This window comes from Parafrankia sp. BMG5.11 (genome assembly GCF_004337455.1).
The window spans coordinates 1-23,460 of record NZ_SJXI01000052.1 but is presented as its reverse complement, the minus strand read 5'-3'; the positions used below and the strand labels follow the sequence as shown (position 1 = coordinate 23,460).

Sequence of the window (23,460 nt, the reverse complement as noted above, 5' to 3'; positions counted from 1 at the left end):
CAGGGCGCCGCTGTCACGGGTACTCCTCCCGTCGGTACGAGGCCTCACCGGGCGGTGCGGTGAACGCGTCGGTCCCCTGGTCGCGCGGCCGCTCCGCCGGGTCGGCGCCGGTCCGCCAGTAGTTCCCCTGGTCACCCGGCACGCCGACGGCCGGTGGCGTGCCGGCCCGGCCGCGGGAGGCGTACGCCTCCCGGTCGTATCCACCCTGGTCACGTCCGCCCGGGTCGCGCCGGCCCTGGTCATATGCGCCCTGGCCGTATCCACGCGAGTCGTGGGCACCCGTGTCGTTGGCACCGGAGCCGTAGGCGCCGGAGTTGTAGGCACCCGAGCTGTGGACGCCGGCGTCGCCGGCACCCAGGTGGTACGCGGCCGAGTCGAGCGCCCCCTGGTCGGGAGCGGCCGGCCCGGGGGCGCCGGGGCGCCCGTACCCGCCGGTGGCGTGGCCGCGCGCGTCCAGCCCGCCGGTGCCCTGGCGTCGCAGGTCGTAGCTGTCAGTCCCGTACCCGGCCGTGTCATAGCCGGCTGTGCTGTAGCCGGCGGTGTCGTAGCCGGCCGTCCCGCCGCTCACGGCCTGGGAGCCCTGGGCGCCCACGTCGTGGGCACCTGGCCGGTAACCGCCGGTGTCGTACGCACCCGTCCGGTGCGAGCCCGTCCCGTACCCGCCAGCACGATGGGAGCCGGTGTCGTACGCGCCGGCGCCGTGGGCGCCGGTGCCGTGGGCGCCGGTGCCGTGGGCGCCGGTGCCGTGGGCGCCGGTGCCGTGGGCGCCGGTGCCGTGGGCGCCGGTGCTGTCGGTACTGATGCTGTGCGCTCCGGTGACGTGGGCGCGGATGTCGTAGGCGCCCGTGTCCTGGGCACCCGTCCCAAGGGCACCCGTCCCGTGGGCAGCGGTGTCGTAGCCGCCGGAGGCGCCCGTGCCGGGCGCGTCCGCGCCGTATCCGCGCTGGCCGGCGTGGGTCTCGGCGGCGGCGCCCTGACTGGCCGCGGCGCCACCGCGGCGCCACCCGGCCCGCTCCGACCGGGGCTGGCGGCCGTTGACCGGGATCGGCATCGTCGCGGGCCCGCCCGGAGCCACCGCGGCGAGATCAGGACGCTGCCCGCGGGCGGGGGCCGCGGCGGCCGGCGCGCCGGGCTCGGCCGGGCGTGCCGGCGCCGGCACGCGGGGCCGCAGCCGGTTGCGCGGCCGGGGCAGGGCGTGCGGCGAGGTGATGTCGCCGGACATCGGCCGGGCGGGCGCCGGCCCGATGAGGTCGTGCACGGAGCGGACGACCTTCGGCTGGCGGGCCCGGTCCTCGCCGCGGAAGCCGGCCTCCAGTTCCCGGCCCTCGAACGACCACGCGACCACGATCAGCCGGCTCGGCGCGGCGACCTTCCCGGCGTGCGCCCGCTCGAGACGGGCGCCCCGCACGGCCTCCCGGGGGATCCAGAACGCCTCGCCGTCCCGGTCGACCCGCACTCCAAGCTCGTAGACGGCGATGTAGTCGCCGTCGTGCCCGGCCAGGCCGCGCGCGGCGATCCACTCCCGCCAGTGGCCGGCGTCCACCGTGCCGAGGTAGCGCCCACGCAGCGGGGCGGCCAGCACGTTCCCGGTCTGCTCCGGCGGCTCGGGCAGGTCCGGCAGGTTCTCCTCCTGCTGTTGCGCACGGCCGCGCCAAGCCCGTCGCATCGCGCCCACGACTGCCACGACCAGCAGCAACAGGCCGAAGGCGAGGAGCAGGTGCAGGCCCGTCTGATCCTTGCCACCGGCGGCCAGCACGGGGCCGGCCAGCGCGAACGGGGTGATCCCCGGCAGGGATGTGGATCGTGAGGCGGAGGTCATATGATCTTCCCGTCGAGCACGGTGGGCCGGCCTCGCAGGAACGTCGCCCGGATGGCACCGGGCAGCGTGCGGCCACCGTACGGAGTGTTGCTGCTCCGGCTGGCGACGGCGAGTGGATCGATCACCCGTCGCGCCTCCGGGTCGAGCAGGGTCAGGGTGGCGGGCGCGCCCACCTGGGCGAAGCTCGCCGGGTCACGCGGCGTGTCGGCGACGGCGCCGATCCGGGCCGGCGCCAACGCCATCCGGTCGGCGACACCGGCCCAGTCGAGCCGGCCGGTTTCGACCATGGTCTGGATCACGATGGACAGCGCCGTCTCGAGGCCGAGCATCCCGGGCCGGGCGGCGGCCCACTCCGTCTCCTTGTCCTCGGAGGCGTGCGGGGCGTGATCGGTGGCCACACAGTCGATCGTGCCGTCCGCGAGCCCGGCTCGCAGTGCCTCTGTGTCGGCCTCGGTGCGCAGCGGCGGATTGACCTTGTACACCGGGTCGTACGAGGCGACGAGCTCCTCGGTGAGCAGCAGGTGGTGCGGGGTGACCTCCGCGGTCACCCGCCAGCCCTTCGCCTTGGCCCACCGGATGAGCTCGACCGAGCCCGCCGTGGACACGTGGCAGATGTGCAGGCGCGACCCGACGTGCCCGGTCAGCAGGGCGTCCCGGGCGATGATCGCCTCCTCTGCGACGGCCGGCCAGCCGGGCAGGCCCAGCCGCGCGGCCATGGCGCCCTCGTTCATCTGCGCCCCGGCGGTCAGCCTCGGCTCCTCCGCGTGCTGCGCGATCACACCGTCGAAGGCCTTGACGTACTCGAGCGCGCGGCGCATGAGCAACGCGTCGGACACACAGTGACCGTCGTCGGAGAACATCCGGACCGTCGCCGCGGAGGAGGCCATGGCGCCCAGCTCAGCGAGCCGCTCGCCGGCGAGCCCCCTGGTCACCGCGCCGACCGGGCGCACGTCGCAGTGCCCGGCGTCCTGGCCGAGCCGCCACACCTGCTCGACCACCCCGGCGGTGTCGGCGACGGGGTCGGTGTTGGCCATCGCGAACACCGTCGTGTAGCCGCCGAGCGCCGCCGCGCGGGTACCGGAGTCGACCGTCTCGGCGTCCTCCCGGCCAGGCTCGCGCAGGTGGGTGTGCAGGTCGACCAGCCCGGGCAGCGCCACGAGCCCGGTGGCGTCGACGACCAGGGGGGCGGGACGGGTCCCGTCGGCGGAGCCCGCGGCGGCCTCGGCCACGACGCCGGTGCGCTCGCCGCCCCCGGCCGGCGCGACCGCGGCGATCGTCCCGTCGGCGATCACCAGATCCCGCGCGTCACCACCCAGCGGACGGACGCCACGCACCACGATCACCGATGTCATGAGGACTCCCGTTCGGCGCCGCTGCCGCCGAGCAGCAGGTAGAGGACGGCCATGCGGACGCTCACGCCGTTCGCGACCTGCTCGACCACCGTCGAGCGCGGCGAGTCGGCCACCGAGGAGGCGATCTCCATCCCGCGGACCATCGGCCCGGGGTGCATGACCAGGGCGTGCTCGGGCATGAGCGCGGCCCGGTCCGCGTCGAGGCCGTAACGGCGGCTGTACTCCCGCTCGGTCGGGAAGAACGCCGCGGACATCCGCTCCCGCTGCACACGCAACATCATGACCACGTCGCTCTTGGGCAGGACCGACTCGAGGTCGTAGGACACCTCGACGGGCCACCCGGAGATACCGAGCGGCAGCAGCGTGGGCGGGGCGACCACGGTCACCCGCGCACCGAGGGTCGTCAGCAGCCAGACGTTGGAGCGGGCCACCCGCGAGTGCAGGACGTCCCCGACGATCGTCACGGCCAGCCCGTCCAGCCGGCCGAGCCGGCGGCGGATGGTGAAGGCGTCGAGCAACGCCTGGGTGGGGTGCTCGTGCGTACCGTCACCGGCGTTCACGACGCTGCCGCGCACCCAGCTGGCCAGCCGGTGCGGGGCGCCGCTCGCGGGATGACGGCAGACGACGGCGTCCGCGCCCATCGCCTCGAGGGTCTGCGCTGTGTCCTTCAGGCTCTCGCCCTTCGACACGCTTGACCCCCGGGCCGAAAAATTGATCACATCTGCCGACAGCCTCTTGGCGGCGACCTCGAAGGACGTGCGGGTACGGGTGGAGTCCTCGAAGAACAGATTGACCACGGTCCGGCCGCGCAGCGTCGGCAGCTTGCGGACCGGCGCGTCCGCGACCCGCGCCATGCGGTCCGCCGTGTCGAGCACCAGCAGCGCGTCGTCGAGCTTGAGATCCGCGGTGGAAAGCAGATGGTTCATCACACCCACCACCTCGGGCGGCGGCGCGGGGTCGCGTGCGCGGTCACGGCGCGTCCGACGAGACAATGAGGACGGCGTCGGCGCCGTCGACCTCCCGGAGCCGGACGGCGACCGACTCGCGGCGCGAGGTGGGCATGTTCTTCCCCACGTAGTCGGCGCGGATGGGCAGCTCGCGGTGGCCCCGGTCGACCAGGACGGCGAGCTGCACAGCGCGGGGGCGGCCATAGGCGGACAGTGCGTCGAGCGCGGCCCGGACGGTGCGCCCGGAGTAGAGGACGTCGTCGACCAGGACGACGACCATCCCGTCGACCCCGCAGTCGGGGATCTCGGTCACCTCGAGGGGGCGCACGCCGCGCAGCCGCAGGTCGTCCCGGTACATGGTCGGGTCCAGGGAGCCCACGGGAAGGGTCACGCCCTCGACCGCGGCCACCCGACGCGCCAGCCGTTCCGCGAGCGGCACGCCGCGGGTCGGGATGCCGAGCAGGACCACGCCGTCGCCGCCGGAGGTCTTCTCCAGCACCTGGTGCGCCATCCGGCTCACGACCCGGTTCATGTCGGCGGCGGAGAGCACGGTGCGGGTGATGCCGAGCCCCTCGGACCCGGTGAGCCCCTCGGACCCGGTGGGGGTGCTGCTCACATCGGCCGTCCCGGCACGGAGCTCGTCCCGTGGACGGGCGGTACGCCCGGTACGCCCGGTCGTGTTCCGGGCAGGGTCGCCTTGTGCGGCCGAGGCCACGAGGTGTCCCTCCTTCCCCGCCTCACTGGACGGTCCTTAAAGGAGCGGTCCACGCGACCGTACCAGCCGCCTCCGGGCCCAAGGGACCGGTCGAGCAGGCCTGAGGGCCGGGGCCACGCAAGACGTCGGCCCGGTACGGACGGATTCCACGGACGCTTCAACCAGCCCGCGAGAGCCGTTGCTGAGAGTGACACGGGTCACGATGCTCCGCATACCGAGCATCAAAATCGTCACTACACGTCACCGTAGATAGACGAAACGCACCGGCCGGCGCCCCATCCGGGAAGTGCCAGCGGCGCTAATGCCAGCCGCAACCAGGAGGCTACAGAAAGTGGTACAAAGAAAGAGGCGACACGACCCCCCGGGTGTCGAGCCTCAACCTGGCGGGCACTACTATCGGTAACCGCCGGCGGCAAGAGCCCCGGTTCCAGCTGATCGACCACGACAGGAGTGGGCACTTCGATGTCCGACTATGCGAAGGCGCTCGGTGCTCGGCTGCGCGCGATACGCACCCAGCAGGGGCTCTCGCTTCATGGCGTCGAGGAGAAGTCGCACGGTCGCTGGAAGGCCGTCGTGGTGGGCTCCTACGAGCGTGGAGACCGCGCCGTCACCGTCCAGCGCCTGTCTGAACTGGCCGAGTTCTACGGCGTGCCGGTAGGGGAGCTGCTCCCCGAAGGCTCCACCGTGGCGCCCCTCGAGCAGTCCCCGCGCATCGTCCTCGACCTTGAACGTCTCGCGCAGGTTCCCAAGGAGCAGGGCGGTCCGCTCGCGCGGTACGCGGCCACCATCCAGAGCCAGCGCGGCGACTACAACGGCCGGGTGCTCTCAATCCGTTACGAGGACCTGCGTTCCCTCGCGGTCATCTACGACACCTCCCCGAGCAAGCTCACCGAGCAGCTCGTGTCCTGGGGTGTTCTCTCGCCGGAGCAGGGCAGCGAGCCGGCCGCGTCGGACGCCTAGTCCCGCCGTCGGCTGGTTCCACACCCGGATGCCCGGCCCGGGCATCCGGACGCACCAGGCACCACGGGCGGACGGTCACCGGGGGGTACCGTCGCTCCGCTCCACCACCCAGCGGTGGCACGCACAGCACCAGCACCAGCACCAGGGATCTTCTGGGGGACGACCCGGTACGTCACATCCGTGACGTACCGGGACACCGCGCAGACTCAGGCGCGAGCCTCGGTACGCGAGCTCAGGCCTCGGCCGACTCGCCGCCCACGGCCTCAGCCGCCCCGGCTGCCCGAGGGCTTCCCTCCGGCACCGGTTTCTCCTTGAGCAGGCTCGCCAGCAGGCCGTTGACGAATGCCGGCGACCGCTCGGTGGAGATCGTCTTGGCCAGCCTCACCGCCTCGTCGATCACGACCCGGTCCGGCACGTCGGAACGCCAGAACAGCTCCAGCACCGCGATCCGGAGGATGTTCCGGTCCACCGGGGGCATCCGGTCCAGTGTCCAGCCCTGGGCGAACCGGGCGATGTGCGCGTCTATCTCGGCCAGGTGGGCCACCACGCCCTCGACGAGGTCCGAGGTGTAGTCCGGCACCGGCGGGTCGGCCTGCGCCCGGTGCGCGGCAAGGGTCTCCATCGCCCGCACCGAGCGCATGTCCGCCTCGTAGAGGACGTCCAGCGCCCGCTTGCGGGCCTTGGACCTGGCGCTCAGCTCGTCACCCGGCCCAGGTACCGGCCGTCGCGGGTGTCGACCTTGACCTTCTCGCCGGTGGTGATGAACAGCGGCACCTGGATGTTCGCGCCGGTCTCGAGCGTCGCCGGCTTGGTGCCGCCGGTCGAGCGGTCGCCCTGGACGCCCGGGTCCGTCGCGGAGATGGTCAGCTCGACGCTCGCCGGAAGCTCGACGTACAGCGGCGCGTCGTCGTGCAGCGCGACGGTGGCAATCGTGTTCTCCAGCATGTAGTCGGCAACCCCGCCGACCACTCCCGGAGGGACCGGGATCTGGTCGTACGACTCGCTGTCCATGAACACGAAGTCGGCGCCGTCACGGTAGAGGTAGGTCATCTCGCGGCGGTCGACGGTCGCGACGTCCACCTTGATTCCGGCGTTGAACGTCCGGTCGACCACCTTGCCGGTGAGCACGTTCTTCAGCGTCGTCCGGACGAACGCCCCGCCCTTGCCCGGCTTGACGTGCTGGAATCCGACGACGTTCCACAACACCCCGTCGATGTCGAGCGTCATGCCGTTCTTCAGGTCGTTCGTTGTCGCCACTGCGCGTGTCTCTCCGTTCCGGTCGCCGTCCGGCCGATCGCCGTAGGCCTAATCGCCGTATGACCGATCGCCGTGTTGTCGACCGACCGTCAGCTGGTCGATCGCCGGCCCGCCGCCCGTCACCGGGTCAGGCCGCGGCAAAGTCTACAGATCGAGGGCATGGCCGCCTCGCAGCCCACGGCGGACCACGCGCGGTGCCAGCCGAACGGTCAGCTCCCGGTAGCGCTCACACCGCCCGCGGCGACCGAGCCGTACGCGGCCAGCAGCAGGCCGGGCTCGGGATCGTCGAATCCGCGCGGCCGGCCGAGCGCTTCGAGCACAACGAAACGCAACCGCCGGCCCCGGGTCTTCTTGTCGACCCGCATCGCGTCGAGCAACGCCGGCCAGCGGTCCCCCCGGTACTCCACCGGCAGCCCGATGGCCCGCAGCAGCTCGCGGTGGCGATCGGCGGTCGCGCGGTCGAGCCCGGCGACGAGCCGGGAGAGCTCGGCGGCGAAGACCATGCCGACCGAGACCGCCGCGCCGTGCCGCCAGGAGAAGTTCTCGACCTTCTCGATCGCGTGGGCGAGGGTGTGCCCGTAGTTCAGGATCTCGCGCCGGCCGGCCTCGCGCGGGTCGCCGGACACCACCGCCGCCTTGACCCGGATCGACCGCTCGACGAGCTCGGGCAGCCGCGCCGACCCGGTCGGATCGGCCTCCAGCAGCTCGAGGATGCGCGGATCGGCGATGAACCCGGCCTTGACGACCTCGGCGAGCCCGGCCCGGACCTCGACCGCCGGCAAACTGGCCAGGGTCGACAGGTCACAGAGCACCGCCAGCGGCTGGTGGAAGGCGCCGACGAGGTTCTTGCCCGCCTCGATGTCGATACCCGTCTTGCCGCCGACCGCCGCATCGACCATCCCGAGCACGGTGGTGGGCACCTGGATGACGTCGACACCACGCAGCCAGCCCGCCGCGGCGAACCCGGCCAGGTCGGTCGTCGTCCCGCCGCCGAGCCCGACCACCAGGTCGTCGCGGGTGAAGCCGACACGGCCGAGGGCGTCCCAGCAGGCGCCCGCGACCCGCAGCTGCTTGGCCTCCTCGCCGTCCGGCACCTCGAACGCGTGCGTCTCGACGCCGGCACCGGCGCCGGCCCGCAGCTCGGCGATGACCGCCGCGGCGGTGGCCCGCAGCGCTCGCGGGTGAATGACCATGACCCGGGTGCGCCCCGCGGCCAGCGCCGGTAGCTCGCAGAGGGCGCCCTCGCCCAGCACCACGTCGTAGGCCCGGTCACCGGACGGGGTGACCTGGATGCGGACCATGTCGGAAACCTTCATCGCGCACATCAGTGCCCCGCCCTCCCGGCGAGCTCGATCAGGATCGCGGCGACGACGTCGTCGATCCCGAGGGCGGCGGTGTCCACGGTGATCGCGGCCACCTCCTCGTACAGCGGACGGCGGGCCTTCAGCAGCGCGGCCAGCCGGGTCCGCGGGCCCTCCACGAGCAGCGGCCGGTCACGCGCGAGCCCGACCCGCTTCGCCGCGTCAGACGCGGTCACGTCGAGGTAGACGACCCAGTGCCGGGCCAGCTCCGCGCGGACGCCGGCGTCCAGCACTGCCCCGCCGCCCAGGGCGAGCACACCCGGGTGCTCGGCCAGGGCGGTCAGCACCGCCGCCCGCTCCGCCGCGCGGAAGTACTCCTCGCCGTGCTCCAGGAACACGTCCGAGACGCTCATTCCGAGGTTCGACTCGACATCGGCGTCGGTGTCGCGGAAGGCCACCCCGAGGCGCGCCGCGACCGCCATACCGACGGTGCTCTTACCCGCCCCCGGCGCGCCGACCAGCACGGCGACCGGGCCGGACACAGCTGCCCCCGGCCCGTCGGCCCGCGCCCCGCTCTCCGCGCGCATGGTCAACGCACCGCCAGCGACTTCAGGTAGCCCTCGTAGTTGCGCCGGGTCTCCTCCACCGAGTCGCCGCCGAACTTCTCCAGCGCTGCGCCGGCGAGCACGAGGGCGACCATCGCCTCGGCGACCACGCCGGCCGCCGGCACCGCGCACACGTCCGACCGCTGGGCGATGGCGACCGCCGGGTCGCCGGTTGCGACGTCGATCGTGGCCAGCGGCTTCGACAGGGACGAGATCGGCTTCATCGCCGCGCGGACGCGCAGCGGCTCGCCCGTCGTCATCCCGCCCTCGACGCCGCCGGCGCGATCGCTGGCCCGCCGGACCCGCCGGCCCGGCCCCTCGAGCGGCTCGATCTCGTCGTGGGCGACCGATCCGCGCCGGCGCGCGGTGCGGAAACCGTCACCGAACTCGACGCCCTTGATCGCCTGGATGCCCATCAGCTCGCCGGCGAGCCGCGCGTCGAGCCGGCGGTCGCCGTGGACGTAGCTCCCCAGCCCCGGCGGGCAGCCGTAGGCCAGCACCTCGACGATGCCGCCGAGGGTGTCCGCGTCGCGGTGGGCGGCGTCGATCTCGGCGACCATGAGCGCGCTGCTGGCCGGGTCGGCACAGCGCACCGGGTCGGCGTCGACGACGGCCAACGAGGTCGGCGGCGGCGTGCCGGGTGGCACCTCGACCGCGCCGATCGCGACGACGTGCGAGACCACCTCGATGCCGTACGCCTGGCGCAGCAGCGCCCTGGCGACCGTGCCCAGCGCGACCCGGGCGGCCGTCTCCCGGGCGCTCGCCCGCTCCAGCACCGGCCGCGCGTCGTCGAAGCCGTACTTCTGCATGCCGGCGAGGTCGGCGTGACCCGGGCGCGGGCGGGTGAGCGGGGCGTTGCGGCCCAACCCCTCCAGCTCCGCCGGGTCGATCGGGTCGGGCGCCATCACCCGCTCCCACTTCGGCCACTCGGTGTTGCGCACGACGACGCTCACCGGGCCGCCCAGGCTGACCCCGTGCCGCAGGCCGCCGAGCAGCTCGATCTCATCCTGCTCGAACTTCATCCGGGCGCCGCGACCGTGGCCGAGACGGCGCCGGGCCAGCTCGGCGCCGATGTCCGCGCTGGACACCCGGATGCCCGCCGGCAACCCCTCGACCGTCGCAACCAGTGCGGGGCCGTGTGACTCCCCCGCTGTCAACCAACGCACCATGCCTGCCAGTCTTTCACGGCCGGTCCGGTACGAGCCCCCGTCGCGGGCCGGAGATCGCTCAGCCGGCCGGCTCCCAGCCCACGCCGAGCACCGCGATCAGCGCCCCGAACAGCAGAAACGGGCCGTAGGCGATCGGATCACGGCGGGACACGCGGCGCAGCGCCAGCAGCACGAGGACCACCGCACCGGAGATCATGGTCGTCGCGACCAGCCACACCACGACGGCCGACCAGCCCAGCCAGCCCGTCGCCACGCCGAGCAGCCCGGCGAGCTTCACGTCCCCCCGCCCCAGCCCGGCCCCCGGCAGCAGGCGCAGACCCGCGTACAACAGCCAGGCCACGGCGCCGGCGAGCAGCGCCCGCGGCCAGCGGCCGGGCGCGCCCTCGGCCAGCGCGGGCACGGCGAGCAGCGCGGCCAGCACGGCGTACGAGGGCAGCACGATCACGTCCGGCAGGCGGTGCACCCGCAGGTCCACGGCGGCAAGCACGACCCCGACGACCGTCAGGTACAGGTACGCGGGCAGACGTCCCGGGTGCGGGTAGGTCGACGCGGCGACGGCGGCGATCAGGACGGCGGTGACGGCGCCGAGCACGGCCGGCGCGGGGGTCGCCCGGCGCGGCAAACGGCCGTCCACCGGATCGAAGGAGTCGACGACCCGGGGCAGCAGCGGGATCGGCAGCGCGGCGCAGACCGCGGCCGCCACGGTGGCGGCGACCACCGTGTTCACCTGACCACCCTGTTCACCTGACCATCGTGCTCATCCGACCGCCGGGCTCATCCGATCCGGCTCGCGACGCGGGCCGACAGCGCCGCGTGGCCGGCGGCGAGCAGGACCCGTTCGTCCACCGGGCGGCCGGTGAAGTGGCACACCTGGCCGACCGCCTGGCCGGCCAGCACCTCGAGGCCGCCGACCACCCGCGCACCGCCGCGGTAGGCGCAGGCCGCCAGCGCCGTGGGCCAGGGGTGGTAGAGGAGCTCCAGCAACGCGCAGGTCACCGGCCACGGGCGACGCGCGAGCTCGTCGGTCACCCCGGCGGGGGTCGTGGCGACCACCAGGTCCGGCCCAGCCGGCATCCCGCCGCTGAGGATGTCCCAGGGCAGCGCCGTGACCGAGACGCCGAGCCGGGCGCCGATGCCGACGAGCTCGGCGACCGCGTCGGGGCGGCGCGCCACGATCGCGACCCGAGTGGCACCGACCCGGGCGAGCGCGGCGACCACTGCCCGCGCCGTCCCGCCGGCCCCGAGCACCAGCGGCTGGACCGGGGCCGCGCCGCCGGTGAGCCGCCGCAGCGCGTACCCGACGCCGTCGACGTCGGTGTTGAACCCGGCGAGCCGCCCGTCCTCCCGGACGACCACGGTGTTCACGGCGCCGAGCAGGGCCGCGGTGGGCTCGACGTCGTCGAGCAGGTCGACCGCGGCGGTCTTGAGCGGCATCGTCAGCGAGACCCCGGCCCAGCCGGGCTCGTCACGCAGGCGGTCGAGCATGCCCGGCAGGCCGGCCTCGTCGCACTCGATCGCCGTGTAGGTCCAGTCCAGGCCGAGCCGCTCGTAGGCGGCCGTGTGCAGCACCGGGGAGAGGGAGTGACCGATGGGCGAGCCGAGCACCGCCGCCCGCCCGGCGTGCGGACCCGGCCCGGCCGGCTCCGCACGGTCACGAGAGCTGATCACCACGGCTACTCGGCCCCTCCCTGGCGGTGGTATTCGTCCAGCGCGTCCTGGAACTCCGCGTCGGTGGTGGCGAAGACCGTCTCATGCGTCTGCGGCATGGAGACGAAGTAGAACCACGACCCCTGTGCCGGGCTGAGCGCGGACTCGATCGCCCAGGTACTCGGGTTCGAGATCGCGCCGGGTGGGAGACCCTCGACCGCGCGGGTGTTGTACGGATTGTTCTGGCGGAGTTGGTCCTGGGTCAGCGGGCCCTCGTACTCGTCGAGGGCGTACCGGGTGGTCGAGTCCATGTCGATCCGCCGGAAGCGGCCCGAGGTGTCGTTCAGCCGGTTGTAGATGACCCGCGCCACCTTGGGCCCCTCGCCCTCGTTCGCCACCTCCTTCTCGATGATGGAGGCGATGATCACAACGTCCTGGGGCTTCACGTGCCCGGCCTCGGCGCGCCCGACGAGGTCGATCTCCTCGGCGTTGGCCCGGAACCGGGCGACGGCCTCCTTGAGCACGTCCACCGGGTCCGTGCCGGGCGCGACGTCGTAGGTCGACGGGAAGAGGTAGCCCTCCAGCCCCGTGGCGTAGTCGGGCAGGCCCAGCGTCGACGGCTTGCGCGCGATCGCCTCCAGGTCGGCCACCGGCGTGCCCGTACGTGTGGACAGCTCCTTGAACACCTGCCGGACCGTGTCCCCAGGGCTGATCGTGTAGCGGAACAGCGCGGAGGACGCGTCGTCGAGCAGCGCGTCGAGCGCCGCCACCGCGCTCATCTTCGAGCGCAGCCGGTAGGTGCCCGGCTGGATCGACAGCGCGCGCTGGTCCCGCGACGCGAGGTTGACGAAGGACTGCCGGCTGGCGATCACGTCGGAGGCGGCCAGCCGGCCCGCGATCTCCGACGACGTGGCGCCGGCGGGAACCTGAACGACGACGATGCCCTCGCCGGACCCCGCGTAGTCGGCCGCGGGCTCCCCGCCGATCCGGCCGATGACCTTGCCGACACCGAAGATCCCCGCGCCGACCAGGACGGCGACCACGACCAGCACACCGATCAGCTTCGGCAGAGCCGAGCCCGGCCGACGTCCATCGGGCCGCCCCCGGTCATCGTCACGCCCACGCCTCGGCGGGGCGGCCCCGTCGTCGGGGTCGCCATCGGCGTCGTCGTCATAGGCGCCGCCGTAGGCCCCGTACGCGTCGGCCTCGTCCGGCTCGAAGCCGTCCTCGTAGCCGGCGGGCTCGCGCTCACCCGCGGCCAGGCCGGCCCGGTCGCGGCCGTCCACGCTCCCGGCGCGGCCGCGGCGGGAGCGCCGCGCACCCGCCGCGGCACGGCGTTGCTCCTCGTACGCCCGGTCGTCGTAGTCCCGGTCGTCGTAGTCGTCGTAGCCCGCGCCGTCGAGCAGCTCGTCGAATCCGTCCCCGTCCCGGATCACGCCGAATCCAGGGGCCGCCCAGTACCGCCCGAGGCGGCGCCGCCGGATCCCCCGCGTGCCCGGCGGACGTCCAGGTGGTGCTGCAGGATCTGCACTGCTGCCTCCTGATCCACGAGATCACGGCGGGCCCGGGAACGCAGTCCGCGCTCAGCCATTCTGCGATGCGCCACGACCGTGGTCAGCCGCTCGTCGACGAGACGGACCGGCACGGGCGCGACACGCGCGGACAGCACCTCCGCGTACCGCCGCGCGAGCCGGACGGCCTCGCCCTCCCGGCCGGAGAGGTGACGCGGCAGACCGACGACAACTTCGACAGCGTGCCTGTCCCGGACGATGTCGGCAAGCTCGTCGATGTCCGCAAAGCCACGGCGAGACACATCTCGGCGCAGAGTTGTCACCGGCACGGCGAGCAGACCGTCAGGATCGCTCACCGCCACACCGACCCGCACCGACCCGACATCCACCCCGATCCGCACGCCGCGCCCCGCGTCCGCCTGCCCGCCGGCCGCGGAATCCGAACCGGCCGCGGAATCCGAACCGGCCGCGGAATCCGAACCGGCCGCGGAATCCGGAGCGGTCACGGGGTCCGGGCCGGGCCGGGGCGACGCCGCGGCCGCGCCGCCGGTGTCCCCCCGGCCCACACCGGTGTCGTTCACGCGCCCTGGTCGGCGACCAGCTCGCGCAGCCGGGCGAAGACCTTCGGGATCATGTCCGCGTCACCGCGTCCGCCCTGGGCGACGTCAGGCTTGCCGCCGCCCTTGCCGCCGAGCGCGGCCCAGGAGTGCCGGACCAGGTCGCCGGCCCGCAGGCCGCGGGTCCGCGCGGTCTCGTCGGTCGCCACGACGACTGCCGCGCCGGCGGCCTCGACGACCGCGACCACCGTCGGCCGGCCGGCGAGCCGGCCGCGCACATCCAGGGCGAGCAGGCGGACGTCGTCTGCCGGAGTGCCCGCGGGCACCTGCGCGGTGACCAGCGCCACGCCCCCCACGTCCTCGGCGCCGGCGGCGAGCGCCGCCGCGCCGGCCAGCACCGCCTGTGCCCGCAGCCGCTCCAGCTCCTTCTCCGCCTCGCGCAGCCGCCCGACGATGTCGGCGACCCGGTCGGCGAGCTCGTCCGGACGGGCCTTGAGCGCGCTGGAGAGCTGCGAGACGAGCACGTGCTCGCGGGCCAGGAACCGGAAGGCGTCCATGCCGACCAGCGCTTCCACCCGGCGCGTCCCGGCCGAGATCGACGACTCGGACAGCAGCTTGATCGCGCCAAGCTGGGCCGAGCTGGCCACATGGGTACCACCGCACAGCTCGCGGGCGTAGTCCCCGACGTCCACGACACGGACCCGGTCGCCGTACTTCTCACCGAACAGCGCCATCGCGCCCAGCCGGCGCGCCTCCTCCTGAGAGGTGACGTACCAGCGGACCTCCAGATCACGCAGGGCGATCTCGTTGACCTCGTCCTCGACGTCGGCGAGGACGGAGTCGGGCACCGCGCCGAGCGCGTGGAAGTCGAAGCGCAGCCGGCCCGGCGAGTTCAGCGACCCGGCCTGCGTCGCCGACTCCCCGAGCGCCCGGCGGAACGCGGTGTGCACGAGGTGGGTGGCGGTGTGCGAGCGCGACACCGCGCGCCGGCGCTCGACGTCCACCTCGGCGAACACGTCCGCCCCGACGCGCAGCTCGCCGCCGAGCACCTTCACCCGGTGCATGACCAGGTCGGGCACCGGGCGCTGGACGTCGAGCACCTCGGCCTCGCCGCCGTCGAACCGGATCCGGCCCAGGTCGGCCTCCTGGCCACCGCTCTCGGCGTAGAAGGGGGTCGCGTCGAGCAGGATGCCGACCTCCTCCCCCTCGCCGGCCGCGGTCAGGCTGCCGCCGTCACCGATGCCGACGATGCCGACGATGCCCGACTCGCGCCCGAGCTCGGTGTAGCCGGTGAACGTCGTCGGGCCGGAGGCGGCGAGGATCGGCCGGAAGGCGGAGAGGTCCAGGTTGCCGATCCGCCGGGACGCCCGGTCGGCCTTCGCCGCCTGGCGCTGGCGCTCCATCAACCGGCGGAAGCCCGCCTCGTCCACGGTCAGGCCCGCCTCGGACGCCATGTCCATGGTCAGGTCGATCGGGAACCCGTAGGTGTCGTGCAGCCGGAACGCCGACTCGCCGCTGAGCTGGGACGACCCGCTGGACCTGGCCTGGGTGACCGCGGTGTCGAAGAGGGTGGTGCCCGTGCGCAGCGTCTCCAGGAAGGCCGTCTCCTCGGCGACCGCGACGGCCGTGATCGCCTCGGCCTGGTCGACCAGCTCCGGGTAGATCGGACCCATCGCCGCGCGGACCACACCGAACAGCTCGTCCATGACCGGCTCGCGGGCGCCGAGCAGCCGGGCGTCACGCACCGCCCGGCGCAGCATCCGCCGCAGGACGTACCCGCGGCCCTCGTTGGACGGTGAGACCCCGTCCGAGATCAGCATCGCCGCGGTCCGGGTGTGGTCGGCGACGACCCGCAGCCGGACGTCGGAAGCCGGGTCGGCGCCGTAGCGGGTGCCGGTGAGCCGGCCGGCCGCATCGAGCACCGGACGGGAGATGTCGATCTCGTACAGGTTCTCGACACCCTGCAGGATGGTGGCCATCCGCTCCAGGCCCATCCCGGTGTCGATGTTGCGGGCGGGCAGATCACCGACGATCTCGTAGCCGTACTCGCTGCCCTCGCCCCGCGCGAACTGCATGAAGACGAGGTTCCAGATCTCCAGGTAGCGGTCCTCGTCCGCCTCCGGGCCGCCCTCGCGCCCGTACGCCGGGCCGCGGTCGAAGTAGATCTCGCTGCACGGGCCGCACGGGCCGGGCACACCCATCGACCAGAAGTTGTCCTTCTTGCCGCGCCGCTGGATGCGCTCGGCGGGCAGCAGGGTGCGCCAGATCGCCTCGGCCTCGTCGTCGTCCAGGTAGACGGTGGCCCACAGGTCGTCGGGGTTGAAGCCGTAGCCGTCGACGATCAGCTCGAAGGCGAACGGGATCGCCTCGGCCTTGAAGTAGTCACCGAAGGAGAAGTTCCCGCACATCTGGAAGAAGGAGGCGTGCCGGGCGGTGCGGCCGACGTTGTCGATGTCCACGGTCCGCACGCATTTCTGCACGCTGGTCGCACGGTTCCACGGCGCCTTCAGGTCCCCGAGGAAGTAGGGCTTGAAGGGAACCATGCCGGCGTTCACCAGCAGCAGGGTCGGGTCCTGCGCCACCAGGGACGCACTCGGGACCACGGTGTGACCCCGCTCGGAGAAATGGTTCAGAAAGCGGCGGCGGATCTCGGCCGTGTCCATCGGTTCACGTCGTCCAGGGTCGTCGGGATAAGGCACCCGGCCACCCGGCCGACGCCGGGCGTGCACCCGGGATCGGCCGTGACCGGTCGGAGGTCATGGCCGGCGCGCGCCGGGGACCAGACGCATCGTCCGTTCCGGGTCGAACTCGTCAGGACCCGGGGCAGCGGTGTCCTGGTCGCTCGCGGCAGCCCCTGTGCTCGTGGCGGCGCCTGTACGCTCGCCGTCGCCGGAGCCGTCCGCGTCGTCGAGGCCGAGCGCGGAGCGGATCTCCTCCTCCCGCTCGGCCATCGCCTCGCCGACGTCGGCGGCGAACTCCCGCACCGACTGTACGAAAGACCCGGCCAGACTCGTCGGCGACAGCGAGGAGACCGCGCGGGCGACCTGGCGCACCACCAGCACCCCGGTGGCCGCGCCGAGGGCGACGTAGAACATCCTCGTCCCCATCAGCGACGACCCCGGCCGCCCGCGCCGGACGCGGTGACCTCGGGCGCGCGGCGCGCGGCCCGGCGCTGCGACTTCTCCGCCTTCATCTCGGCCGACACGCGCGCGGTGACATCCGCCTTCGCCCGCTTCGCGACCGCCTGCCGCACGCCGTAGCTGAACGCGGCGACCCGCACGATCGGCCCGCCCAGCGTGGCGGCGAACAGCGACGTCAGCGACGACACGTTGGTGGTCACCGTCTGCACGTTCGCCGTGATCGCGTCGATCCGGTCGAGCTCCTTGTTGACGTGGGCGAGCGCGACGTTGACCTCGTCCACGGTCGCCCCCGCCTGCCGGACCCGGGCGGTGCCCTCGTCGATCACGATCCCGGTCTGCCGTACCCGGGCCGCGGCCTCGTCGAAGATCTTGCCGAGCTTGTACAGGACGTAGCAGGCGAAGAGCACGAGCACCGCGAACGCCCCAGAGGCGATCAGGCCCGCGACCGCACCACCGGACATGTGCTTCGCCTCCATCGTTGTCGGTAACGCCAGTCGTAGGTAACGCCTGTCTCAGGTAACGCCAGTGCCGGGTAACGCCTGGTGACACCGGCCACCGAGGCCGGCCGGACCACCGGGGCCGCCCTGCGCGGGCCGGGGCAGTCCCGCCGGGACACCGTTCCGCCCGTCACGCCGCACCGGCCGTCACGCCGCACCGCCTGCCACGGCGGCCGTCACGCCGTCCGGTGCGGCGCCCTCGTGCGGTGGTCCGGGTGGTCTGCCGGTGCCGTTCGCCAGTGACCTTACCGACCGGTGTGCACGCACCACCGGTAACCCCCGGGCCGTCCGTGTCCGTCCCCGGCCGGACGGGCCGGCGCCGGGTGGTCAGCCGGAGGTGTCCGCCGGGGGGTCTGGCGGCTGTCCCCGCAGCACTCCGCGCAGCAGCAGGAGCCGCTCGCCCGCCCGCCGCTCGAACCCGTGCCCGGTCGGGTGGTAGTAGTCCGACCCGGCGAGGACGTCCGGCGCGTACTGCTGTCGGACCACCCCGTCCGGGTGATCGTGCGGATACCGGTACCGCTCGCCGTGACCCAGCCGCGCCGCGCCCCGGTAGTGCGCGTCACGCAGGTGCGGCGGCACCGGCCCGACCCGGCCCGACCGGATGTCGGCCGTCGCCGCGTCCAGCGCGGTGATCACCGCGTTCGACTTCGGCGCCAGCGTCAGATGGATCACCGCCTGGGCCAGGGCGAGCCGTGCCTCCGGGAGCCCGACGAGCTCGAGGGCCTGGGCCGCCGACACGGCGACCCCGAGCGCCCCGGGATCGGCCATCCCGACGTCCTCGCTCGCCAGGATGATCATTCGGCGTGCGACGAAACGCGGGTCCTCGCCGGCCTCCAGCATCCTGGCCAGGTAGTGCAGTGCGGCGTCGACGTCACCGCCGCGCATCGACTTGATGAACGCGCTGACGACGTCGTAGTGCTGGTCGCCCTCCCGGTCGTAGCGGACGGCGGCGCGGTCCACCGCCCGCTCGAGGAGGTCGAGCTCGAGGCGGACGGGACCGGCTCCGTCCGGACCGGCTCCGTCCGGACCGGCCGCGGCGAGCGCCGCCTCCGCGCCCGCCTCGAGCGCGGTCAGCGCGCGCCGGGCGTCACCGCCGGCGACCCGGACCAGGTGCTCGCGGGCCTCCTCTGCCAGCACGAGGCGCCCGCCGTAGCCGCGCGGATCGGTCACCGCACGCTCCGCCAGCTCGGCGATGTCGGCGTCGGTCAACGGCTCGAGGGTCAGCAGCAGCGACCGGGAGAGCAACGGGGAGACAACACAGAAGAAAGGATTCTCCGTGGTCGCCGCGACCAGCGTCACCCACCCGCGTTCCACGGACGGGAGCAGCGCGTCCTGCTGGGTACGGGTGAACCGGTGCACCTCGTCGATGAACAGGACCGTCCGTACACCGGACATCGACAACGTCTCGCGGGCCTCGTCCACCACCGCGCGGACGTCCTTGACACCCGCGGTGACAGCCGAGAGCTCGCGGAACCGGCGCCGGGTGGCCCGGGACACGATGTGCGCCAGCGTGGTCTTCCCGGTACCGGGCGGCCCCCACAGCACCACCGAGGTCGTCCCGCCGCCCTCCACCAGCCGGCGCAGCGGGCTGCCCTCCGCCAGCAGGTGACGCTGCCCGACGACCTCGTCCAGGCCGCGTGGGCGTAACCGGGCCGCGAGCGGGCCGGAGGAGGCGAGCGTCTCGGCCAGCTCCGCGTCGAAGAGACTCACCCGACCACCGTACGGCCGGGGTCCGACACCGATCCGAGAGCAGGCGGACGGCGTCCGCGGGCACTGGCGGAGGTCACCGCCACCCATGGTGGGCGTCACCCGTCCAGCCGACCGGGTCGGCCGGGCCCCGCTGGTCCGGCGGATCGCGCCGGTCCACGGCGTCCCAACGGTCCGCGGCATCCGGCCGCTTCAGGGCATCCCGCCGGTTCGCCGGGCCGGCCGGGCCGGCCGGCCCGGGCCGGTGCCCCCGGTCCCGCGGCGCGTTCGACGTGACCGCTTCGAGGGGACCGCTCCGCTGCGCCGCCCAGGCGGCCCGCTCGTCGGTCCCGGACCGCTCGCCTCCGCCGACCCGATCGGCCTGCTCCGGCCGCTCACCCCCACCGACCCGGCCGTCGCCACCGGGGCGCTCCCGGTGGGACGGGCCGCCCTCGACCCGCCCGGCGCCCGGCCGGGGCCCGCCGCGATGCCGGCTGCGCTCCTGGACCGGGGCGAACGGATCGGAATAGGTGACCCCGCCGAGCGCGGCGAAGATCACGACCGCGAGCACGGAGAAGGCGATCACGCACACCAGCATCGCCAGGGTGATCGGGTCCGCCCCGGTGACCGGGGACAGCACGGCGGCCGTCTGGACCTGCGTCGCGGCCATCGCCGTGTAGTGCATCCCGCAGACGGCCACGGCCATGACCAGCGAGGCCAGCACGACGTGCAGCCCGGTGAGCACACGGAAGGCGATCCACAGCGCGGCCAGCGCGGCGACGATGGCGACGCCGACCGACAGGGCCACCAGCCCGTGCCGGTAGCTGATGTCACTTCCGACGTGCATCGCGGCCATGCCCGTGTAATGCATCGCGGCGACGCCGAGCCCGGCGACGACGCCACCGACGGCCAGCCGCACCGGGCTGTCCGGACGCCGGGCCACCAGCGACAGGCCCACCGCCGAGACGGCGATCGCGATGAGCAGGGACAGCCCGGTGAGCGGCAGGTCGTACCGCACGTCGCGGTCGGCGACCTGGTAACCGATCATTCCGATGAAGTGCATGGACCACACCGCGCCGCCACCGAGAGACACCGCGGCCAACATCGTCCACCGCAACCTCGCCCGCCCCTCGGCGGAAGGTATCCGCATCGCGCTCACCAGCGCCGCGAAGGAGCCGATCACGGCGAGCAGTACGGACACCGCGGCGAACAGAAGATCCTGACTCGAATGTTGATGGGCCATCTGCACCGTGATCAATTTCCCCCCAGACCAGCCGAAAGACGCCCATTCCTAACACAAGTTCTCAGCTAACGAGAACTTGCGCGCCGAATTACACCGGAGGAAGTAACAGACGCCGCACCGAGCCGTGGCGGCCCCGGGTCAGGACTTCGGTCCCTACGGTGACAGGCCAGAGACCCCTTGTGGCATGCGACGCCTACGTCACCACGGAGCAATAAAATCACTCTGAGCAACAACCCGCTACTCACCGCTACGAAGCGCGTTCGTCGGCCCCACACCCCGAGGCCCGTGCCCGACGGCCTCTCGAGGTCGCCCCGCTCTTTCCTCAACCCGTCGGCGGCAAACCGTCCGCGAATTCGGTCCGTCCCGGCGCGCAACCCGGCGAATGGTCGGTGAATACCGACGCGGGCGACCGGGGCACGGCACTCCGGAGTGGTTCACGAGCCGATAACGGGGGCAGGGCGCAACCACCACGTATCGGCGTCCCGGAAGTGCGTCGATTTTCCGCACGAACGGTCGAACAGGATGTAGGTGGCCTGTAAGTGCCGGTCACGGTGGATGGCATGGGACACACGTCCGGATGTCGAGAGCCCAGCCGCTCCACCACCGACGACACCGCCGCGCGCCGTGCCGGCGGTGCGCGGGAAGCCGCCACGCAGTGGAAACGGCCGGGCTACGCGCATTCCCGGCCGGCCACGCATCCTCCGGTCACGCTTCCGGGCCACCGGGACACGAAGCGGCGGAGCTGCACAGATGCCAAACGGGCGCGCCCTTGGCCCACATGGGTAGCTGCAATCGGTTGACTGGAGCCCCTTATCTGGAACACGCTTCCGATGCCGGGGGCAAACGTCGGTGCCGACTACCGGGAACTCACCGGAACGGCACGGAACACGTCCGGAAAGGAATCCGAGCACACTGTGGGCGTCATCGCGAACGCCGTCGACAGGTCGCCGGCGCGGCGATGACTGCCCGCCGTCGGAGCAGTCACGGCGACGTCGGAAAGTCCGGCGTCGGCCAACGAGTTCATCCGGAGGAAGAGCAGTGTCTGACGGGCTATCGCCGGCCGGCCGGAATACAGCGTCCGGCGCGTTCCACGGCGCAGCACGGACTTCTCCACGCGGCGCCGCGCCCGCTGTCGGCTCCGCCCTCGGCGGCGGGCACGCCGCGGGCCGCCGCGCCGGCGGCCATGCCGAGAACGGCGGGGCGATCGGCCTCGTCGTCGGCGAGCCGGAGGAACCGACCTCCCGCTTCGGGCAGCGCACCCTCGCCTCCCGACTGGCCCGCACCATCGAGCTGGAGATCATCCGGCGCGGGTGGCCGGTCGGCGAGGGGCTCGGGTCGGAAGCCCAGCTCATGGAGCGCTACCAGGTCGGGCGGTCGGTGCTGCGCGAAGCCGTCCGGCTGCTGGAGAGCCGATGGGTGGCTCGGCCGCGGCCCGGTCCCGGCGGCGGCCTTGTGGTGACCGCGCCCGACCACGACGGTGTCCGCGACGTCGCCCGGGTCTACCTCGACTTCGCCCGTGCCCGGCCGGAGCACCTCTGCGAGACCTGGTCCGCCCTGGAGGCCGTGGCCGTCCGCAGGCTCGCCGAACGGATCGACACGGCCGGACTGACCCGGCTGCGCGGTGCGCTGCAGCCGGCCACGCCGGGCGGGCGGGCCGCGGGAGCGCGCTCGCGGACACGGTCAGCCGGCACCCGGCCGGCGCCGGTCGCAGCGGGCTCCACCGGGGAGGCCCCGGTGCTGCTGCACCTCGAGATCGCCCGGCTGGCGGGCAATCCGGCCGCCGAGCTGTTCATCCGGGTCCTGGCGGACCTCTCGCATCCCCGTGAGGAGACCGACCGGCTCGGGCAGTGGTGGCAGCACCCGCTGCACGCCGAGATCGTCGACGCGATCACCCGCGGCGAGGGCGCGCTCGCCGAGCACCTGGCCCGGTCCTGCATCCGGCGGCACGTCGAGGAGGCGACCGCCCACCGGCACTGATCACCACCCGCACTGACAACACCACCGGCACTGACGCGACCGGCACTGGCCCGCAATGGCACCGACCCCCGCTGGCACTGGACTCCCCTGGCCCCGTCAGCGGCGCCGACATCGGCGCCGCTGACGCTGACGGGGCACCGGAGCTGACGGAGCTGACGGAGCTGACGCCATGACACCGGCGCCATGACGCTGAAAACAGATTGCGCGGCGTCGAATGCACCGGCGATTGCGCGGGTATCCAGTCGACCACGACGGATCGCGGCGGCGCGGCGAACATGCTGGTACTCGCACCGCGGTTGGCGCCGCGGGGCCATACACGGACAACCGTACTCGGACAACCACTCGCACGACTTGTTACGCGCTCCGCAGTTGCCCACACAACCATGTCGGACAACAGCACCGGACAACGCCACTGGGCAACACCGGTAGGCAACGCCGCCGGACAACACCGCGAACGAACGCCGCCGAACCGCGACGGCGGACAACAGCCACCGACTACGGCGGCTGACTGCGGTGACCGAGAACAGCGACGGACAACTGTCACGGACAACTGTGGTCGACATCAGTGTCGAAGACCGGGAGGACCACGCCAACAGGGTGCGCTCGGCAGTCTCCTCATTGCGGAACGTGTATCATTCTTCCGCCGGGCACCAAGCGGGCACCGGCAACGGGCGGGCATCTAGGCCGGCCGCACACCTGAACCGGCGGGAACGCGGAATGCCCGCGGCGTGATGAGCCGCGTCCGTCCGGAGAGGCACGGAAGAATGACATTAGCCGAGCACCAGCGTGGTGGCAGGACGGCAAAAGGCCCGAGCGGCCGTGCCGCGGTCGCTGGTGGCCCGCTCGGCGGTGGTCTCGGTCAGCAGGTCCGCGTGCCCAAGACCGCCGAGCTCGTCGCGGCCCAGCTCCGCCGCCAGATCGTCCGTGGTGAGCTCGTCGAAGGCGACGCCCTACCCCCCGAAGCCGTCCTCATGGAACAGTTCGGCGTCTCCCGCCCCACCCTGCGCGAAGCCTTCCGCGTCCTCGAATCCGAAGCCCTCATCTCCGTCCGCCGCGGCGCCCACGGCGGCGCCCGCG

General features: G+C 73.3%; 21 protein-coding genes. 3 read left to right on the top strand and 18 right to left on the bottom strand.

Going from position 1 to position 23,460, the window contains the following annotated elements; translation table 11 throughout:
• Positions 1 to 13: 13 nt before the first annotated feature.
• Genes E0504_RS51460 through pyrR form a run of 4 tightly spaced genes read right to left on the bottom strand, consistent with a single transcriptional unit; the run spans position 14 to position 4,734 of the window.
• Positions 14 to 1,819: a hypothetical protein gene (locus tag E0504_RS51460; protein ID WP_207974616.1), complete on the bottom strand. Its 1,806-nt coding sequence runs from the start codon at positions 1,817 to 1,819 to the stop codon at positions 14 to 16.
• Positions 1,816 to 3,171 (bottom strand): dihydroorotase, encoded by a 1,356-nt coding sequence (locus tag E0504_RS30955; protein WP_112107585.1) that lies wholly within the window; start codon positions 3,169 to 3,171, stop codon positions 1,816 to 1,818. Before E0504_RS30955 ends, E0504_RS51460 begins: the two co-directional genes overlap by 4 nt.
• Positions 3,168 to 4,097, bottom strand: coding sequence for an aspartate carbamoyltransferase catalytic subunit (locus E0504_RS30950; RefSeq protein ID WP_020459316.1), 930 nt, complete (start codon positions 4,095 to 4,097; stop codon positions 3,168 to 3,170). The genes E0504_RS30955 and E0504_RS30950 overlap by 4 nt, the downstream gene beginning before the upstream one ends.
• 43 nt (positions 4,098 to 4,140) lie before the next feature.
• Positions 4,141 to 4,734, bottom strand: a complete 594-nt coding sequence (gene pyrR / locus E0504_RS30945) for a bifunctional pyr operon transcriptional regulator/uracil phosphoribosyltransferase PyrR (RefSeq protein ID WP_071064888.1) — start codon at positions 4,732 to 4,734, stop codon at positions 4,141 to 4,143.
• A 561-nt stretch (positions 4,735 to 5,295) separates the two neighbouring features.
• On the opposite strand from pyrR, the gene E0504_RS30940 reads away from it, so the two are divergent.
• Positions 5,296 to 5,793, top strand: a complete 498-nt coding sequence (locus E0504_RS30940; RefSeq protein ID WP_006540108.1) for a transcriptional regulator — start codon at positions 5,296 to 5,298, stop codon at positions 5,791 to 5,793.
• A gap of 232 nt (positions 5,794 to 6,025) precedes the next feature.
• Here E0504_RS30940 and nusB read toward each other — a convergent pair whose 3' ends face one another.
• The 14 genes from nusB to E0504_RS30870 form a co-directional block, all read right to left on the bottom strand.
• Positions 6,026 to 6,433, bottom strand: coding sequence for a transcription antitermination factor NusB (gene nusB / locus E0504_RS30935; RefSeq protein WP_071064872.1), 408 nt, complete (start codon positions 6,431 to 6,433; stop codon positions 6,026 to 6,028).
• A 53-nt stretch (positions 6,434 to 6,486) separates the two neighbouring features.
• Complete coding sequence (gene efp / locus E0504_RS30930) at positions 6,487 to 7,050, bottom strand: elongation factor P (RefSeq protein ID WP_020459313.1); 564 nt, start codon at positions 7,048 to 7,050, stop codon at positions 6,487 to 6,489.
• 209 nt (positions 7,051 to 7,259) lie between these two features.
• Positions 7,260 to 8,375 (bottom strand): 3-dehydroquinate synthase, encoded by a 1,116-nt coding sequence (aroB, locus tag E0504_RS30925; protein ID WP_071064873.1) that lies wholly within the window; start codon positions 8,373 to 8,375, stop codon positions 7,260 to 7,262.
• The gene (locus tag E0504_RS30920) at positions 8,375 to 8,938 is read right to left on the bottom strand and encodes a shikimate kinase (RefSeq protein WP_071064874.1); all 564 of its coding nucleotides are present in this window, start codon (positions 8,936 to 8,938) and stop codon (positions 8,375 to 8,377) included. Before E0504_RS30920 ends, aroB begins: the two co-directional genes overlap by 1 nt.
• Before the next feature lie 2 nt (positions 8,939 to 8,940).
• Positions 8,941 to 10,125 carry a chorismate synthase gene (gene aroC / locus E0504_RS30915; RefSeq protein WP_071064875.1) on the bottom strand — a complete coding sequence of 395 codons (1,185 nt, stop codon included), beginning with the start codon at positions 10,123 to 10,125 and terminating at the stop codon, positions 8,941 to 8,943.
• A 58-nt stretch (positions 10,126 to 10,183) separates the two neighbouring features.
• On the bottom strand, positions 10,184 to 10,852 hold the full coding sequence (locus E0504_RS30910; protein WP_112107587.1) for an A24 family peptidase: 669 nt from the start codon (positions 10,850 to 10,852) through the stop codon (positions 10,184 to 10,186).
• 47 nt (positions 10,853 to 10,899) lie between these two features.
• The gene (locus E0504_RS30905; protein WP_112107588.1) at positions 10,900 to 11,796 is read right to left on the bottom strand and encodes a shikimate dehydrogenase; all 897 of its coding nucleotides are present in this window, start codon (positions 11,794 to 11,796) and stop codon (positions 10,900 to 10,902) included.
• A gap of 2 nt (positions 11,797 to 11,798) precedes the next feature.
• Positions 11,799 to 13,208 (bottom strand): endolytic transglycosylase MltG, encoded by a 1,410-nt coding sequence (mltG, locus tag E0504_RS30900; protein ID WP_112107589.1) that lies wholly within the window; start codon positions 13,206 to 13,208, stop codon positions 11,799 to 11,801.
• Complete coding sequence (gene ruvX / locus E0504_RS30895; RefSeq protein ID WP_131626306.1) at positions 13,205 to 13,789, bottom strand: Holliday junction resolvase RuvX; 585 nt, start codon at positions 13,787 to 13,789, stop codon at positions 13,205 to 13,207. Before ruvX ends, mltG begins: the two co-directional genes overlap by 4 nt.
• Before the next feature lie 71 nt (positions 13,790 to 13,860).
• A complete protein-coding gene (gene alaS, locus E0504_RS30890) occupies positions 13,861 to 16,503 on the bottom strand; it encodes an alanine--tRNA ligase (RefSeq protein ID WP_112107590.1) in 2,643 nt (880 codons plus the stop codon).
• Positions 16,504 to 16,596: 93 nt separating this feature from the next.
• Complete coding sequence (locus E0504_RS30885) at positions 16,597 to 16,947, bottom strand: hypothetical protein (protein WP_071064880.1); 351 nt, start codon at positions 16,945 to 16,947, stop codon at positions 16,597 to 16,599.
• A complete protein-coding gene (locus E0504_RS30880; protein ID WP_020459303.1) occupies positions 16,947 to 17,441 on the bottom strand; it encodes a DUF948 domain-containing protein in 495 nt (164 codons plus the stop codon). Before E0504_RS30880 ends, E0504_RS30885 begins: the two co-directional genes overlap by 1 nt.
• Before the next feature lie 363 nt (positions 17,442 to 17,804).
• Positions 17,805 to 19,187: a replication-associated recombination protein A gene (locus E0504_RS30875; protein WP_112107592.1), complete on the bottom strand. Its 1,383-nt coding sequence runs from the start codon at positions 19,185 to 19,187 to the stop codon at positions 17,805 to 17,807.
• Between the two features lie 73 nt (positions 19,188 to 19,260).
• Complete coding sequence (locus tag E0504_RS30870) at positions 19,261 to 20,406, bottom strand: MHYT domain-containing protein (RefSeq protein ID WP_243657689.1); 1,146 nt, start codon at positions 20,404 to 20,406, stop codon at positions 19,261 to 19,263.
• Positions 20,407 to 21,444: 1,038 nt separating this feature from the next.
• Here E0504_RS30870 and E0504_RS30865 point away from each other — a divergent pair.
• Positions 21,445 to 22,383 carry a FadR/GntR family transcriptional regulator gene (locus tag E0504_RS30865; protein ID WP_071064881.1) on the top strand — a complete coding sequence of 313 codons (939 nt, stop codon included), beginning with the start codon at positions 21,445 to 21,447 and terminating at the stop codon, positions 22,381 to 22,383.
• 731 nt (positions 22,384 to 23,114) lie between these two features.
• Positions 23,115 to 23,460: FadR/GntR family transcriptional regulator (locus E0504_RS30860; protein WP_373693957.1), on the top strand; the 346-nt coding region annotated here is incomplete at its 3' end.